Annotated in this window: 15 protein-coding genes, 2 tRNA genes and 1 CRISPR repeat array; of the genes, 11 read left to right on the top strand and 6 right to left on the bottom strand. The window is 31.0% G+C overall.

What is annotated here, in order from left to right:
- Nucleotides 1-38: 38 nt before the first annotated feature.
- Complete coding sequence (locus GXM21_RS08565) at nucleotides 39-305, bottom strand: cell division protein ZapA (RefSeq protein ID WP_008537382.1); 267 nt, start codon at nucleotides 303-305, stop codon at nucleotides 39-41.
- Between the two features lie 158 nt (nucleotides 306-463).
- Here GXM21_RS08565 and GXM21_RS08560 point away from each other — a divergent pair, with 158 nt between their 5' ends.
- Genes GXM21_RS08560 through GXM21_RS08550 form a run of 3 tightly spaced genes read left to right on the top strand, consistent with a single transcriptional unit; the run spans nucleotide 464 to nucleotide 3,081 of the window.
- Complete coding sequence (locus GXM21_RS08560) at nucleotides 464-2,149, top strand: DUF4127 family protein (protein WP_008537384.1); 1,686 nt, start codon at nucleotides 464-466, stop codon at nucleotides 2,147-2,149.
- A gap of 26 nt (nucleotides 2,150-2,175) precedes the next feature.
- Nucleotides 2,176-2,460, top strand: a complete 285-nt coding sequence (locus GXM21_RS08555; protein ID WP_008537385.1) for a hypothetical protein — start codon at nucleotides 2,176-2,178, stop codon at nucleotides 2,458-2,460.
- A gap of 21 nt (nucleotides 2,461-2,481) precedes the next feature.
- Entirely contained in the window at nucleotides 2,482-3,081 is a 600-nt protein-coding gene (locus tag GXM21_RS08550; RefSeq protein ID WP_008537386.1) for a LysO family transporter, read from the top strand.
- A gap of 52 nt (nucleotides 3,082-3,133) precedes the next feature.
- Nucleotides 3,134-4,274: direct repeats of the CRISPR family, unit length 30 nt; unit sequence ATTCAAATACAACTCTTGTTAAAGTTAAAT.
- 199 nt (nucleotides 4,275-4,473) lie between these two features.
- Here the strand turns inward: GXM21_RS08550 and GXM21_RS08545 are convergent.
- The 5 genes from GXM21_RS08545 to GXM21_RS08525 form a co-directional block, all read right to left on the bottom strand.
- On the bottom strand, nucleotides 4,474-5,739 hold the full coding sequence (locus GXM21_RS08545) for an O-acetylhomoserine aminocarboxypropyltransferase/cysteine synthase family protein (RefSeq protein WP_008537387.1): 1,266 nt from the start codon (nucleotides 5,737-5,739) through the stop codon (nucleotides 4,474-4,476).
- Between the two features lie 175 nt (nucleotides 5,740-5,914).
- A complete protein-coding gene (locus GXM21_RS08540; RefSeq protein WP_008537388.1) occupies nucleotides 5,915-6,721 on the bottom strand; it encodes a DUF368 domain-containing protein in 807 nt (268 codons plus the stop codon).
- Nucleotides 6,722-7,032: 311 nt separating this feature from the next.
- Entirely contained in the window at nucleotides 7,033-7,989 is a 957-nt protein-coding gene (gene dusB, locus GXM21_RS08535) for a tRNA dihydrouridine synthase DusB (protein WP_008537389.1), read from the bottom strand.
- A complete protein-coding gene (locus GXM21_RS08530) occupies nucleotides 7,986-8,804 on the bottom strand; it encodes a type III pantothenate kinase (protein WP_008537390.1) in 819 nt (272 codons plus the stop codon). The genes dusB and GXM21_RS08530 overlap by 4 nt, the downstream gene beginning before the upstream one ends.
- A 20-nt stretch (nucleotides 8,805-8,824) precedes the next feature.
- Nucleotides 8,825-9,805 carry a biotin--[acetyl-CoA-carboxylase] ligase gene (locus GXM21_RS08525; protein WP_008537391.1) on the bottom strand — a complete coding sequence of 327 codons (981 nt, stop codon included), beginning with the start codon at nucleotides 9,803-9,805 and terminating at the stop codon, nucleotides 8,825-8,827.
- A 261-nt stretch (nucleotides 9,806-10,066) separates the two neighbouring features.
- Between GXM21_RS08525 and GXM21_RS08520 the strand changes: the two genes are divergently transcribed.
- The 8 genes from GXM21_RS08520 to feoB all read left to right on the top strand — a co-directional run bounded on the left by GXM21_RS08520 (nucleotide 10,067) and on the right by feoB (nucleotide 16,182).
- Nucleotides 10,067-10,411 (top strand): ASCH domain-containing protein, encoded by a 345-nt coding sequence (locus GXM21_RS08520; RefSeq protein ID WP_181970942.1) that lies wholly within the window; start codon nucleotides 10,067-10,069, stop codon nucleotides 10,409-10,411.
- Between the two features lie 182 nt (nucleotides 10,412-10,593).
- A tRNA-Gly gene (locus GXM21_RS08515) sits at nucleotides 10,594-10,668 on the top strand.
- 3 nt (nucleotides 10,669-10,671) lie between these two features.
- Nucleotides 10,672-10,746, top strand: a tRNA-Cys gene (locus tag GXM21_RS08510).
- Between the two features lie 104 nt (nucleotides 10,747-10,850).
- A complete protein-coding gene (dut, locus tag GXM21_RS08505; RefSeq protein ID WP_008537393.1) occupies nucleotides 10,851-11,300 on the top strand; it encodes a dUTP diphosphatase in 450 nt (149 codons plus the stop codon).
- Between the two features lies 1 nt (nucleotide 11,301).
- Nucleotides 11,302-12,660: a replication-associated recombination protein A gene (locus GXM21_RS08500; RefSeq protein ID WP_008537394.1), complete on the top strand. Its 1,359-nt coding sequence runs from the start codon at nucleotides 11,302-11,304 to the stop codon at nucleotides 12,658-12,660.
- 106 nt (nucleotides 12,661-12,766) lie between these two features.
- Nucleotides 12,767-13,834, top strand: coding sequence for a tRNA 2-thiouridine(34) synthase MnmA (gene mnmA, locus GXM21_RS08495; protein WP_008537396.1), 1,068 nt, complete (start codon nucleotides 12,767-12,769; stop codon nucleotides 13,832-13,834).
- Between the two features lie 204 nt (nucleotides 13,835-14,038).
- The gene (locus tag GXM21_RS08490) at nucleotides 14,039-14,263 is read left to right on the top strand and encodes a FeoA family protein (protein WP_008537397.1); all 225 of its coding nucleotides are present in this window, start codon (nucleotides 14,039-14,041) and stop codon (nucleotides 14,261-14,263) included.
- A 23-nt stretch (nucleotides 14,264-14,286) separates the two neighbouring features.
- Nucleotides 14,287-16,182: a ferrous iron transport protein B gene (feoB, locus tag GXM21_RS08485; protein WP_008537398.1), complete on the top strand. Its 1,896-nt coding sequence runs from the start codon at nucleotides 14,287-14,289 to the stop codon at nucleotides 16,180-16,182.
- The last annotated feature ends 4 nt before the right edge of the window (nucleotides 16,183-16,186 follow it).

Below are 16,186 nucleotides of genomic sequence, written 5' to 3'. Positions count from 1 at the left end.
GCCTACCATTAGTGTATGTCTTCATGTTATTTTTTAGCTTATTTATGTTTATTAGAGCGATTTTCATCAAGAATATCCCAAAATTCATTATAATCTTTTTTCAAACGAATTAATTGTTCAGCTATTTGAAGTGCCGTCAATACTGCTACTCTATCTGGTGGCAAATATTGGTTTTGTTTAGTCATAAGACGAATATTTTCATCTACTATTTTAGCAGCTTCTTGAATGTCATTGATATCACTATCTTTAGAATAGCGGAGAGGATATTTTACTCCCAAAATTTCTACAGTTACTTTGTTATTCATAAAATCACCTTAATATTTTAAAATAAGCCATGATATATTTAGTATATCAATATTATATACTAATACTATTTTTATAGCAAAGTATTTTACAAGATATTCATTTGACACTAATTTATATATTTTTTAAAATGTAATAAATATCTATGGAGAAGTAAAAAATGAAATTTAAATCATATATAAAACAAAAATGGTTATTATCAATTATAGCAGTAACTTTAATGATTGTTTATTACATGAATTTTATTCAACTACCTCCTGCTGTATCTGTGGAATTGCAACAAAACTATAAATATAAATTGATTTTGATACCGTTAGATACAAGACCACCATGTCAAAAGATGGTGGTAGATGCAGGAAAGATGGCAGGCGTACAGATTATAACACCGCCGTCAGAGATAATGGATTATTATACTAAAGAAGGCGATACAAAAAAAATACAAAAATGGTTGATGGATAATATTGATAAATCAGATGGGGTAATTGTGTCTATTGACCAATTATTGCATGGAGGTTTATTAGCTTCACGTGAGTCAGGGACGAAACAAGATGAGTCGCAAATTTTATTAAATTTTATGCGTGATTTGAAAACAAAAGCGAAAGATAAACCAATTTATGCTTTTAATGTTTTGCCAAGGATAACACCACCGCCAACTTTAGAAAGTGATAGTAAAAAAATGATAAAAATATCTCGTCTTATTGATGAGATAAGTATTTTTGAAAATGAAGATGATATAAAATTATTGGCAGATTTAAAAGAAGATATAAAACAAGAAGACTTAGATATTTATTTAGATTTATTTAGACGCAATACAGCTTTAAATAAAGAATTAATAAATCTAGCTAAAAAAGGCATCATAACAAAATTAGTGATTGGTCAAGATGATGGTGAAGATTTTGGCATACCAAATATGGAGAAGAAAAGTCTTATAAATTATGTGCATTCTTTAGGTATTAGTAATGATGTTGTGATGATAACTAAAGGCGCAGATGAGGTGGCTTTATCACTATTAGCTAATTTTGTGCAGACAAAGACAAATTATCAACCTAAAGTATATGTAGAGTATAATGATGAGAAAGCTATGCGTACAGTTATGCCGTTTATGGCAGGCTCAGTAGGCTCTACAGTAGAAGAAAAATTAGTGATGGCAAATGCTAAAAAAGTAAATTCACCACAAGAAGCTGGCTTGATTTTATATGTTTTTATTGGTAATGATGAAAATATGTCTATACAGAGACAATCTGCATTAAAGATAAAAAAATATTTAGAGCAAGGTAAAAAAGTCGCTTTAGTTGATTTAAGTAAGCATTTTTCAGCAAACGAAGTATTATTTCCTACATTATTAAAAGAAGCTGTGCCGATTAATGAATTAACTTCTTATGCTGGTTGGAATACAGCTAGTAATTCCATTGGTACGGCACTGGCGAATGCTGTTATTTATAAGGCGATAAGACCAACATTTAATACAACAAATGATATGCTTGCTGTAGAGTATAATCGTTTAAATATAAATTATGAGAGATTTCTAGAAGATTATTATTATCTAAAAGAAGTGATTGATGTAATGAATATTACCTTGAAAAATCATGGTTATGAAAATGTAAATGATTTGGATATGGAACATAATTATATTTGGATGAATAAATTACTACAATCTGATATGCAAAAGAGAGCAAATCAATTAAATAATAGTGAAGTTTTTAAAATGCCTTTTAAAGTGCAAACACCAGAGGGAGTATTTGACTTGACTATTCGCAATTTGCAGGTTGATGTATTTTTCCCATGGCCAAGAACTTTTGAAGTATATTTAGATGTAAGATTAAATTTATATAGATTAAATAATTAAATATACGAATTTAAGGAGTGAATTTTTTGGTAGAAACATTGATTATGGTATTAGGTGTAATAGCAGGATTTAGCCTGTTAAAAGTGAAAGAACATAGGCGAATAGCTGTGGTAAATTTAAATAATAAGGTACAGTTAATAGCAGTAGCTTTAATTATTTTTATCATGGGAATAAATTTAGGTAGTATGGAAGATTTTGCACATAAGATGCTGACCATGGGATTACAAAGTTTGGTATTTGCTATAATTCCTACAGTATTTTCCGTAATTATAGTATACATTTTTAGCAAATTATTTATTGTAAAAATTTAAATAGTAAAAGAAGGTTTGTAGATGGTTTATATTGCATTATGTGCATTAATTTTAGGAATTATTTTTGGTCAATTTGTACTTGATAGTACGTGGCATGATTTATGTAGTGAATTAGCAGATTATGTCTTATATTTATTGATGTTTTCTGTGGGTATAAGCGTGGGCATGAATGAATCAATAATTGAGAAAATAAAAAATTATAATTTGACAATATTATTGATTCCTATAGGTGTAATTATTGGGTCTGTTTTTGGCGGATTTATTTGCAGTTATATTTTTGATATGAATTTGGTATATAGTTTATCTATTGGTGCATCTATGGGCTGGTATAGTTTATCAGGGGTAATGCTTGAATCACTAGCAAATGCACAGATAGGCACAATAGCCTTTTTGAGTAGCTTGATGAGAGAATTTATCGCTTTTATGATGATTCCAGTTTTAGTAAAATATTTAAATACATTTGCAGCTATAGGAGCAGCAGGTGCAACAAGCGAAGATTCCACTTTGCCTATGCTTATAAAATATAGTAGTGAAGAATTTATTATTATATCTGTAATTAATGGTGTATTATGTTCAGTAGCCGTACCAATTTTAATAAACTTTTTCTTTTCCACATTATAAAATTAGTAAAAAAGCTGTAACATTGAGAAATTCTCTTTGTTACAGCTTTTATTTTTTTGTACAACACTTGTTAAAGTTAAATGCAAGAGGAGGAGCAAGTAGCTAATGAAACTAGGAAATTCAAATACAACTCTTGTTAAAGTTAAATTTGGTTAATAGGGAGTGATTAAATGGAACAGGATAAATTCAAATACAACTCTTGTTAAAGTTAAATATGTTAAAAGCTATAAATACAAGTGGTTTTTATTCATTCAAATACAACTCTTGTTAAAGTTAAATTAAACGAGCTATACAAACAAGTTTTGCCCGTTCACAATTCAAATACAACTCTTGTTAAAGTTAAATACTGGCTATTGTGCGGAAAATACGTATCTGATAACATTCAAATACAACTCTTGTTAAAGTTAAATATATACCTAATGGCCCTGCACTAGGTAAAACACCGTATTCAAATACAACTCTTGTTAAAGTTAAATAGCCTGTCAAGTTGGTGATGTAGTATTACTTAGTCAATTCAAATACAACTCTTGTTAAAGTTAAATCAATACAAAATCCTTTTATTATTTACACAACAGAATTCAAATACAACTCTTGTTAAAGTTAAATTAATGTAATTATTAATAATTGTGATTTTAATAACATATTCAAATACAACTCTTGTTAAAGTTAAATTGCTTTTTCTATACAATCTAAAAATGTATAATTACAATTCAAATACAACTCTTGTTAAAGTTAAATTGTATTTCATTTCTTTCTGAATAACACTCCACTTTATTCAAATACAACTCTTGTTAAAGTTAAATTTTTAAAAATGAATATTATATTGGTGCTGGTGTCGGATTCAAATACAACTCTTGTTAAAGTTAAATGTGAAGATTTAATAGAAAAAGTTAAAAATCATATATTCAAATACAACTCTTGTTAAAGTTAAATAAAACTTCGTAAATTCTTGGCTAGGTATGCCATAATTCAAATACAACTCTTGTTAAAGTTAAATAATCAGATACAACATGGAAAAAGAAAACACCAGAATTCAAATACAACTCTTGTTAAAGTTAAATTTTAAGTAAAATAACTATTCGATATCGGGATAATATATTCAAATACAACTCTTGTTAAAGTTAAATACCAACAGATTTTATAGGTGGTGCTAAGAGAATATTATTCAAATACAACTCTTGTTAAAGTTAAATGCCAGTAAAATTAATACTTTTATAAATAATTATAGTTTATAAAGGTTGAAATATCAATATTTATATAAGTTTTTACCAGCGATTAAGGATTTTTGGTGATTTTCTATAAATCCTTTATTTATAAGGATTTCAGGTTTTAAACTAAAAAATGATTAGGAAAATAAAAAAGGCACTTGTTTACACAAATGCCTTTAAAAAATTATTTTACATTAGCAAAAGCTTGTTTTAAGTCATCTAAAATATCATTGATATCTTCAAGACCTACAGAGAAACGAACCATACCACTATTAATACCAGCTGCTTCGAGTTGTTCATCTGTCAATTGACGATGTGTTTCACTTGCTGGGTGAAGAACACAAGTGCGAATATCGGCAACATGAACTTCATTAGAAGCTAATTTTAAGGAGTCCATGAATTTAACAGCGTTTTCTTTGCCACCTTTGATTACAAAAGTGATAACACCACTGCAGCCTTTTAAATATTTTTTAGCAAGAGGATAAGATTCATTGCTTTCAAGAGCAGGGTACATAACGCTTTCTACTTTATCATTGCTTTCTAAATATTTAGCAACAGTAAGAGCATTTTCGCAGTATTGTTTCATACGTACAGGTAAAGTTTCTAAACCTAAGTTTAATAAAAATGCAGAATGTGCAGCTGGATAGCAACCGAAATCACGCATTAACTGCATTCTAGCTTTTAAAATATAAGCTTGTTTACCATAAGTTTTTGTATAGGAAAGACCGTGATAAGATGGATCTGGTTCTACTAATTCAGGGAAATTACCATTATCCCAATTGAAATTACCGCTATCAACGATTACACCACCGATTTGAAGTGCATGACCGTCCATATATTTACTAGTGGAATGAGTAACAATATCAGCACCAAATTCAAATGGTTTACATAAGATAGGAGTTGCAAAAGTGTTATCCACAATCAAAGGAACACCATGAGCATGAGCGATATTTGCATAACGTTCGATATCAAAAACAGTTAATGCAGGATTAGCTAAAGTTTCACCAAAAACAGCTTTAGTATTAGGCTTAAAAGCAGCATGAATTTCTTCATCAGTAGCATCATGACCAACAAAGATACATTCAATACCTAATTTTTTTAAAGTGAAAGCGAAAAGATTTACAGTACCACCATAAATTTGAGTAGTGGAGATAAAGCTATCACCAGCATTACAGATATTTAAAATAGCAAGTAAGTTAGCAGCTTGACCAGAAGTAGTACACATAGCACCAACGCCACCTTCAAGGTCAGCAATTTTATTTTCAACAGCCATGACTGTAGGATTAGCAAAACGAGAATAAATTAAAGATTTAGTAGGTTCATCAAAAACAGCAGCAACATCATCAGTAGAGTCATAAACATATGTAGTGCTTTGCACAATTGGCATGACACGAGGTTCAGTATTTTTAGGGCTGTATCCAGAATGTAAACATTTAGTAGCGTCTTTCATAAAAAAATAGCCTCCTTAGTAAAATATAAATTATATTATAAAACATTATAGACAAAATAGAAAGTATTTATATACATGAAGAAAATTATTTATTGTAAATATGTTTAAAAGCTGAATATATTTTTAGATAAAAAGAAAAAACTAGCAAGTAAAATAAATACCTGCTAGTTTTTGTTTAAACATCTTTAGAAGAAATATATTTAATAATACCAAATCCTAAAATCAAAGTTAAAGCACAGATAAAAATTTCTTCATTTTGCGGAATACCTGGATAAAGTTCCAAGATAGAACCTAAAATGAATCCAAGGATAATTAAAAAAGTAGGTTGAGGATAGTTTTGCATAAGATTTTCTAATAATTTAGTAGTTAGTAAAATACCCACAACTAGACCAAATCCTAATGGAATTAAAAATGGTAAATAAAATTCAGAAGCCGCACGCATAGTTTCATCATATAATCCCATCAATAAAAGCATATAAGAAACGCTTATTCCTGGTAAAACAAGTGCAATAGCAGCTATAAAACCAGCGACAACTAATAATAAATAAGTGTACCAATTAGTAGCATCATTTGTAGTTACATTACTGATAGGAGACATTTCAAAAAAGAGAACAATTAAAAAGCCAATAGCGACATATATAGGGACTGTCCAGGAAAATTTAGTTAATTTAGCCTCGCGAAACATCAAAGGCACACTGCCTGCTACAGCACCCATAAAGAAATAAAGCATAGGCATAGGATAAGTTTCAATTAAATGCAAAATAGGTTTAGAAAAAGAAACAATACCTATTAAAGAACCTGCTAAAAATATAGTTAAAAAAAGAGAATTTCTAAATTTATTTTTCATGAATGAACTTACAGAAGAAATTAATTTAGTATAAATCCCAAGTATCATAGCCATAGAACCGCCACTAACACCAGGAACTAGCATGGTAGAACCAACAACTAACGACTTAGCAAAAGTTACAACATAATTTCTCATAAAAGTAAACAAAACCCCTTCTAAAATAAAAAATAAATTGACAATAAAAAAGACATAGCCTATAAAAGGTTATGCCTAATATGAGATTTCCAAAACATACTATAATTGTATAGTTTGTAAAAAATAAAGTCAATTAACAAAAAAAGAATTTACAAAGATTTTACAAAATCAAATCATCAATTAGAAAAGAAAATAAAAGACGACATAAAATAGATGTAATAATAGCAAGCTTAGCAAAAGTCTAGACGAAAAAAATAAATAAAAAGCGATGTAAAAACATCGCTCTAATTTAACCAAATAAAATCATATAATCACATATCATTTAAAATTTTAACGAAATCTTCCCTACAAACAGCCGAATTAAACTTTTGTCTCAAACTAGCACTGCCATACAAGCCATGAGTATACCACGTAGCATGCTTTCTCATTTCACGAGGACCAATATAATCGCCCTTCCATTTCAAAAGCATATCCAAATGTTCTAAAATAACCTGTTTTCTTTCATCAATGCTAGGTTCACCAGGATCGACACCAGTAAATAAAAATTCTTTAAAACGGCGGAAAATCCAAGGATTACCCTGAGCCCCACGACCAATCATGACAGCATCACAACCAGTATGTTCAAAAATATTTTTTAAATCCTGGCAAGTTCTAACATCGCCATTACCGATGACAGGAATATCAACAGCCTGTTTAACTTCGCGAATAATATCCCAATCAGCATGACCACGATAAAATTCTTCTCTAGTTCTGCCATGAACAGCAATAGCATCAAGCCCAGCCTTTTGAGCAAGCCCAGCCATTTCAACGACATTACAGTGTTCACTATCCCAGCCCTTACGCATTTTCACAGTAACAGGCATATCTTTTACAGCTTCACGAGTAGCACACATTATTTCATATGCTAAAACAGGATCTTTCATCAAAGCTGAACCCTCGCTATTGCGTACAATCTTCGGTGCAGGGCACCCCATATTTATGTCAATCATATCACAACAATTCAAAGAAGCCACAAAACTAGCTGCTTTATACATACGTTCAGGATTACCACTGAATAATTGAATAGCTAAAGGTCTTTGTTCAGGAACAGTCTTTAACATTTCTAAAGTTCGTTCATTGCGAAAATTAATACCCTGGTCGCTGACCATTTCAGAATAAACGAGACCACAGCCCATACGTTGAGCTAAAATACAATAAGCAGTATCAGTTACACCAGCCATAGGTGCTAAAAATACGGGAGTAGTTATTTCTAAGTTTCCTATTTTCATAAATTATTTGAAGGCTTATTTTTTAACCTTTCTAAGTACCCCTTTCTTGAAGCAGCATTACGTTCATAGAGAACGCGAAGACCAGTCAAAGTTAAGAAATGATCTGTTTTATCAATAGTGCTAGACTCTTCCGCAATCATGCGAGCAAGTCCACCAGTTGCGATTACAGTCATATCTTTACCATATTCTTTTTTTATACGATTTACAATACCATCTATTTGCCCTACAGCACCATAGATAATACCAGATTGCATATTTGTAATAGTATTATGGCAAATTACATTTTTAGGAGTAACAAGTTCTATACGAGGCAAATTAGCAGCCTTTTGGAATAAAGCATCTGCTGACATACCGATACCAGGAGCTATTACACCACCTAAAAAATCACCTTTATCATTTACTACATCAAAAGTAGTAGCAGTACCGATATCAATTACAATCAAAGGACCACCATATTGTTCAAAAGCACCAACAACATTTACAATACGGTCAGCACCTAAAAGGCGTGGATTTTCATAAACTAAGCGAATGCCAGTTTTTATACCAGGACCTACAAGTAATGGTTTTATTTTAAAATAACGTTCACACATTTTACTAATAGGAATAACAAGAGGTGGAACAACAGATGAGATAATAATATCATCAATATCGTTCATATCCATACCTTGGAAACGGAACAGTTCGTTTATGAGCATACCATACTCATCGCCAGTTTTTTGTCGGTCGGTGGAAATTCGCCAATGACGATAAAGTTTTTTACCATCATAAGCACCCATAACGATATTACTGTTACCAATGTCAAAAACTAAAAGCATTTTATCCTCCATCTGTGAGTTTAGCGGTTTTGTACTGGTCGAATAGAAACATCGCCTGCTAACACACGTTTTATTTGTCCATCAATATTTACAAGAAGAGCACCATCATCATCAATATCCACGGCAATTCCTTCTAAGACTTCATTTGTGCCGATTACACGGATATGTTGATTTAAAGTAATGGAATATTTACGCCATTCATCAAGAATAGGTGCAAAACCTTCCTCTTGACAGATTATATACAAATGTTCTAAGTAATACAAGATTTTATTTAAAAGTTTTAAACGAGAAATTTTTTTACCTGTAATTTGACTCAAAGAAGTAGCGATATTTTGAATTTCTTCAGGCATTTCTTCTTTATCAATATTAACATTAATTCCCATACCAATAATGATGTAATTTATGCAATCCATTTCAGCATTCATTTCTGTCAAAATACCTACTAATTTTTTTCCTTCATATAAAACATCATTAGGCCATTTAATACCAACTTTTACACCAGTAACATCTTCGATAGCTTTGGTGATAGCAGTAGCAGCCATCAATGTACATTTTGGTGCTTCTTGAGGTAAAAATTTTGGTTTTAAAATGACAGAAAACCAAATCCCTTTATATTTAGGAGAAAAGAAAGAGCGAGATAATCTGCCTCTACCACCACCTTGTTCTTCACTGATGATGATAGTACCATCTTTAACACCTTGAAGTGCTACTTTTTTAGCTTGAGTATTTGTGGAGTCTACAGTTTCAAAATATAAAATTTCAGAACCTAATATTTTAGTAGTGAGAGAAGATTTTATTTCTTCACTTGATAATAAGTCTGGAGAGTCAATCAAACGATAACCACTTCTAGGAACACTTTCAATATTATAGCCATTATCACGTAATGCTTTTATATGTTTCCAGATAGCAGTTCGAGATACTTTTAGCGTATCAGCTAAGTATTCACCAGATAAAAATTTGTTGCCATTTTGTTTTAATAAATTTAAGATTTGAGAACGCATAATAAAAATTGTTATAAAATAACAATAGCTACCCTCTTTTCTTTAAGATTTTGATAGGTGATATAAATATAATAAATAGATTAATAAAAATCTTGATTGTTAAAATATATAATAGCCTAACAAAGTCATATTCGCAATAAAGTTAGATAATAAATTTTAGAAGAAAAAAGGATTTTTACAAATTTTAGTAAAATATAATATATATATCTTTAAATATCTTTAAGAATTAGATTATATTTTATAAATTGGAGGTAGATTATGATGATGGCATTAAACTTTCAGGCAAAAAAACATGAAGAATTGATTATGTCACGCAAAAAAAATTGTACTGTTCGCTTAGGAGATGTTCGCAGTCAATATCCAGAAAGTTCTATAGTGTGGATTACTACTGGTAAAAAATATGAAGTGAAAAAAAGATTATATACAGCAATCATTGATAAAGTTCGCGTAAAAAAATTCGCTGAATTAACTTCAAAAGATTTAGGTCACCAAAATCCAGAAATTGATTCATTAGAAGAATTACGTTTAGATTTTGAAAATATTTATCAGCGTCGAATTACTTTAGATGATACTGTAACAGTGATATATTTTTCTGAAGTTCTTTAAGAAATTTTGAATAATAAGCTATTTTTTCATTTCTATATAATGGGAAAATAGCTTATTTATTGGGCTTTTGGAGGCATTGAAAAATTTTTTAAATTTTTTTCAAAAAAGTTGTTGACAAAATACTCTGTTATACATATAATAATATATGTCGCTGATACAGCGGCAGACAAAAAACGTCAAATGCGGAAGTAGCTCAGTGGTAGAGCATCACCTTGCCAAGGTGAGGGTCGCGAGTTCGAGCCTCGTTTTCCGCTCCAGACGGCGGCATAGCCAAGTGGTAAGGCAGAGGTCTGCAAAACCTTTATTCCCCAGTTCAAATCTGGGTGCCGCCTCCAAATGAATTTATTATGCACTGTGTGATTGCACAGTGCATTTTTGTTATATAATAAAATATTGAGCTGTGAAAAATATTGAATATAATTTTTAAGGAGTTGTTTTTTTGCGTAATCGTGGTTTTGAAATAGTGAGTGATTTTAAAGATAAATATATAAATTTACCAACTCGAAAAACAAGTAAATCAGCAGGTTATGATATCGAAGCTGCTGAAGATAAAATCATAAAAGCTGGGCAGATGGCAGTAATTGCAACAGGATTAAAAGCTTATATGCAAGATGATGAATATTTAGGTATACATATTCGTTCTAGTTTAGCTTTTAAAAAGAATTTGAATTTAGTAAATTCTCAAGGTGTTATTGATGCAGATTATTATAACAATGAAGATAATGAAGGTCATATAATGATTGGTCTGATAAACTTTGGTGATGAAGATGTAGAAATTACTAAAGGTATGAGAATAGCTCAAGCCATTTTTTATAAATTTTTAACTATAGATGATGAAAAAAATGTTGATACTATAAGAAGTGGCGGTTTTGGTTCAACAGGAGAATAATATGCAAGATTTAGACTTATTTTCAGCAATGGCTAGTGAAAATAATAAAAATATAAGCGAAAATACCATAGAAATGGATGAAGATTATCGTCCGTTAGCTGAAAGAATGAGACCGCGTAATTTTGATGAATATATAGGACAGGAAAAAATACTGGGTAAAAAATCATTTTTGCGTAGAATGGTACAAGAAGATAAAATACCTTCGATGATTTTATATGGGCCTCCAGGTACAGGAAAGACAACGCTTGCGAAAATGATTGCAGGTATGACAAAAAGTGAATTTTCTCGATTAAACGCGGTGTCTGCTGGTATCTCTGATGTGCGTAAAATCATTGAAAAAGCTGATGAAAATAGAAGATATTATCGTAAACGTACAATTATATTTTTAGATGAAATACATCGTTTTAATAAGGCTCAACAAGATGTATTATTGCCTTATGTTGAAGATGGTAGAATTATCTTGATTGGTGCTACTACAGAAAATCCGTATTTTGAAGTAAATCATGCGTTATTATCTAGAGTTCGTGTAGTAAAATTAGAATTATTAGATGAACAAAATTTAATTGATATCTTAAAAATAGCTTTAGAAGATAAAGTTCGCGGTTTGGGTAAATATAAATTTAAGTATGATGATGAAATATTATCGATAATAGCTCAATATGCTGGTGGCGATGCTAGAGTGGCTTTGAATATATTAGAGCAAGCTGGCGATGTGGCGTTAGAGCAAAATCATAATATCAATAAAGAAATTATTGAAAGTATTATCAGTGAAAAAATTCAAACATATGATAAAAATGGTGATAATCACTATGATATAGTATCGGCATTTATCAAGAGTATGAGGGGAAGCGACCCTGATGCGGCGTTGCACTATTTAGCAAGAATGTTGGTAGCAGGTGAAGATATTAATTTTATTGCTCGAAGAATTGCTATCTGTGCTTCTGAAGATGTGGGAAATGCAGATCCACAAGCTTTAGTTTTGGCTATGGCTACAGTGCAAGCTGTTCAATTTTTGGGTATGCCTGAAGCTCGTATACCACTTGCACAAGCAGTAACATATATAGCATCTGCGCCTAAAAGTAATGCCAGTTATTTGGCGATTGATAAAGCTATAGAACAAGTAAAAAGTCAAGATTGTGGGCAAGTACCAATACACTTAAGAGATTGTCATTATAAAGGTGCTAAAAAACTCGGTCATGGTGTAGATTATAAATATGCTCATGATTATCCATATCATATAGTGAAACAACAGTATTTGCCTGACAAAATAAAAAATGCTAAATATTATATGCCAACATCAAATGGATATGAAGAAAAAATTGGTAGATATATGCAGTTTTGTGAAAAAATAAAAGCTTAATTTTGACAAAAAAGCATTAGTTTGTTAGTATATGAATATATCTTAGTTGTTTACTAGGAAATATATATTTGTTATTTGTAGATAGATTTTTAGAGGGGAAAAGAAGATGAAAAAAAAGGTAGCAGTAGCTATGAGTGGTGGCGTAGATAGTTCGCTTACAGCTGCTTTATTGATAGAACAAGGTTATGATGTTATTGGCGTAACAATGACTTTAAGTGATGAAAGTAGAGAAGCAGGCGGTTCAACTGCTGTCAGTGATGCTAAAAAAGTAGCAGATGAGTTGAATATTCCACATTATGTAGTTAATTATCATAAGAAATTTAAAGATGATGTAATAAAATATTTTATCAGTGAATATGCAAAAGGTAGAACACCTAATCCTTGTGTGAGATGTAATAATACTGTAAAATTTGGTAGTTTATTGAAAGATTGCTTAGAATTAGGTGCAGATTGTGTAGCTACTGGTCATTATGCACGCATTGAACAAGATGAAAAAACAGGCAGATATTTATTAAAAAAAGGTTTAGATGTAAGAAAAGACCAATCATATGTTTTATATACTTTGACCCAAGATGTATTAAAGCATTTTATGTTGCCACTTGGAAATTATAGCAAGGAAAAAACTCGCGAATTAGCTGGAAAAATGAATTTACCAGTAGCTAATAAGCCTGAAAGTCAGGAGATTTGTTTTATTCCAAATGATGACTATAAAGCTTATTTAAAAGCAAAAGCACCACATATTTTAAAACCTGGTGATATTGTTGATGTCAATGGTAATAAATTGGGTCGACATGAAGGTGTACCATTATATACTGTGGGGCAAAGAAAAGGATTAGGTATAGCTGCTGCTCATCCATTATATGTAGTCGGTTTAGATGTGAAACGTAATCATGTAATTGTTGGTGAAAATAAAGATGTTTTTGCTAAAGGATTAGTAGCTAAAGATTTAAACTTTATCACGAGAGATGATTTCACTGAAAAATTCGTTACTACTGCTAAAATTCGTTATGGTGCTAAAGAATGTGAATGTACTGTGGAACCATTAGACAATGGCAATTTGGCTAAGATTTTATTTAGTGAACCACAAAGAGCGATTACACCAGGGCAATCTGTAGTATTTTACGAAGATGAAATCGTTGGCGGTGGCGGTGTAATTAAAAATATAATAAGATAATATATTAACGATAAAAGCAAGGGTAGATGGTACTTTTGCTTTTTATTTTATTGAGAATAAATATAATTATACAGATAATATTTATCATTTTTATTGACATGGATTATCATTTGCTATATAATGTGGTTGTTAAAAGAAGTAATAATTATTATCAAAATCAAAAACAAATATAAAGAAAGATTTTAAAATAGAAGGAGGAATATTATGACTTTAAAGGAAGCAAAGCCAGGAATGGTAGTAAAAGTTGAGTCTATAGAGGCTTCAGAATTGAAAGAGCGTCTTATGAGTATGGGAATGGTAAAAGGTACAAAAGTAAAGGTATTGCGTTCAGCGCCACTTGGAGACCCGATTGCGATATCTATTCGTTCTTTTAATATGTCTATTCGTTTATCTGATGCGGCAAAAATTGCAGTTACTCAAATTGCTTAATAATTAATGGGAGGGAGATAATAGTGGCAACATTATCCGTAGCGTTGACAGGAAATCCCAATACTGGGAAATCAACAATATTCAATGAATTAACTGGTATTAGACAAAAAATTGGTAACTGGCCAGGAGTTACAGTAGATAAAAAAGTAGGTTATACAAAACATAAAGATAGAGCTATATCTGTAATGGATTTACCTGGTACATATAGCATAAACGGACGTTCTCCAGAAGAAATTATCGTAGAAAACTATTTAAGTGGAGAAAAACCTGATATTATTGTAGATGTCATTGATTCTTCTAATATTGAACGTAATTTATTTTTATGTTTACAATTGTTAGAGCGTCGTATTCCTGTATTAGTTGACCTTAATATGATGGACGAAGCGAATAAAAAAGGAATTAAAATTTCTACAGCTAAGTTAGAAAAATTATTAGGAATGCCTGTAGTAGAAACTGTAGGTCGCAGTAAAAAATCCACTAATAAATTATTAGATATCTTCACTTCTACAGTAATGGATAGTTATAAAAATTCTCAACAGGTGGAAGAACATATTGCTAATATTGAAAAGTTAAAAGCTACTATTAGTGATAAAGAAAAATTAGAAGAAGCAATTATAGAAGCACGTTATGCTTTTATTGATAAAATTGTAGAGCAAGTTGTCGTTAAGGAAAATGTAGGTAATAATCTCACTGAAAAGATTGATAAAGTATTAGCTAATGGCTTTATGGCATTACCTATTTTAGTATTAATGTTATATCTTGTATTCCAGATTACTTTTACATGGATTGGTCAACCGATTGCTGATGAATTAGATGTACTTATAAATGAAGATTTTTATGGTTGGGCAGATGAAGCGTTGACTGGATTAGGTGTAGCTGATTGGTTACATTCTTTAGTATGTGATGGTATTATAGCTGGTGTAGGTGGAGTGCTTACTTTTGTGCCACTTATTTTCACGTTATTTTTCTGCTTGAGTTTCTTAGACGGTACAGGATATATGGCTCGTGTGGCTTTTGTCATGGACCCAATTATGCGTCGTGCTGGTCTTAGTGGTAAAGCATTGATGCCTATTATTTGTGGTTTCGGTTGTGCTGTTCCAGGTATTATGGGAGCTAGAGCGTTAGATTCAGAAAAAGACCGTATGATAACTATTTTAGTAACGCCGTTTTTAACTTGTGGTGCTAAACTTCCAGTAATGGCGTTATTTGGAGCTATTTTCTTTGGTGAAAATGCAGGTGATGTTGTATTTGCTATGTATCTTATCGGTATAATTGGTGCAATTTTAGCTTCTAGTATATTGAGTAGAACTGTATTTGAAAAGGATAATACAAGCTTTGTTTTAGAATTACCACCATATCGTATTCCAGATATGAAAACAGTATTGTTAGAAACATGGGATAAAGGTAAAGGTTATCTCATAAAAGCAGGTACAATAATTTTTGCTATGTCTGTAATTTTATGGTTCTTAAGCAGTTATAATTTTGCAGGTCAAGTAGAAGATATGTCTGAATCTTTATTAGCTAGTCTTGGTGGTATTATGTCCACATTGTTTGTATTCCATGGTTTTGATACATGGGAAGCTGGTTCTGCTGTTATTACTGGTATTATGGCAAAAGAAGCTGTTATTTCTACAATGGGTATTTTATATGGTTTACCTGATTTAAGCCCTGATACTGAAACTGTTGAAGCTGTAGGTATGGTAGCTAATACTGGATTACAGATGGCATTTACGACAATGTCTGCGTTAGCATTTATGGTGTTTAGCCAGTTATATACACCATGTATGACAGCACTTGGTACAATAAAGAAAGAAGCTGGTGGTTGGAAATGGATGTTCTTATCTGCTATTGGTAATTTTGTTGTAGCATGGGTTGTATCTTTATTAGTTTATCAAGTAGGCACATTATTAGGTTTTTGATAAA

Source organism: Megamonas funiformis (assembly GCF_010669225.1).
Taxonomy (GTDB): domain Bacteria; phylum Bacillota; class Negativicutes; order Selenomonadales; family Selenomonadaceae; genus Megamonas; species Megamonas funiformis.
Note: the sequence above shows the minus strand (reverse complement) of the source record. Positions and strands in the feature narration are given on the sequence as shown.

Coding starts and splice junctions, on each gene's coding strand:
- GXM21_RS08500 (WP_008537394.1), top strand. CDS start 11,302: ATGCAAGATTTAGACTTATTTTCAGCAATGGCTAGTGAAAATAATAAA.
- GXM21_RS08520 (WP_181970942.1), top strand. CDS start 10,067: ATGATGGCATTAAACTTTCAGGCAAAAAAACATGAAGAATTGATTATG.
- GXM21_RS08545 (WP_008537387.1), bottom strand. CDS start 5,739: ATGAAAGACGCTACTAAATGTTTACATTCTGGATACAGCCCTAAAAAT.
- GXM21_RS08490 (WP_008537397.1), top strand. CDS start 14,039: ATGACTTTAAAGGAAGCAAAGCCAGGAATGGTAGTAAAAGTTGAGTCT.
- GXM21_RS08525 (WP_008537391.1), bottom strand. CDS start 9,805: ATGCGTTCTCAAATCTTAAATTTATTAAAACAAAATGGCAACAAATTT.
- GXM21_RS08540 (WP_008537388.1), bottom strand. CDS start 6,721: ATGAGAAATTATGTTGTAACTTTTGCTAAGTCGTTAGTTGTTGGTTCT.
- mnmA (WP_008537396.1), top strand. CDS start 12,767: ATGAAAAAAAAGGTAGCAGTAGCTATGAGTGGTGGCGTAGATAGTTCG.
- GXM21_RS08560 (WP_008537384.1), top strand. CDS start 464: ATGAAATTTAAATCATATATAAAACAAAAATGGTTATTATCAATTATA.
- dusB (WP_008537389.1), bottom strand. CDS start 7,989: ATGAAAATAGGAAACTTAGAAATAACTACTCCCGTATTTTTAGCACCT.
- GXM21_RS08565 (WP_008537382.1), bottom strand. CDS start 305: ATGAATAACAAAGTAACTGTAGAAATTTTGGGAGTAAAATATCCTCTC.
- GXM21_RS08530 (WP_008537390.1), bottom strand. CDS start 8,804: ATGCTTTTAGTTTTTGACATTGGTAACAGTAATATCGTTATGGGTGCT.
- GXM21_RS08550 (WP_008537386.1), top strand. CDS start 2,482: ATGGTTTATATTGCATTATGTGCATTAATTTTAGGAATTATTTTTGGT.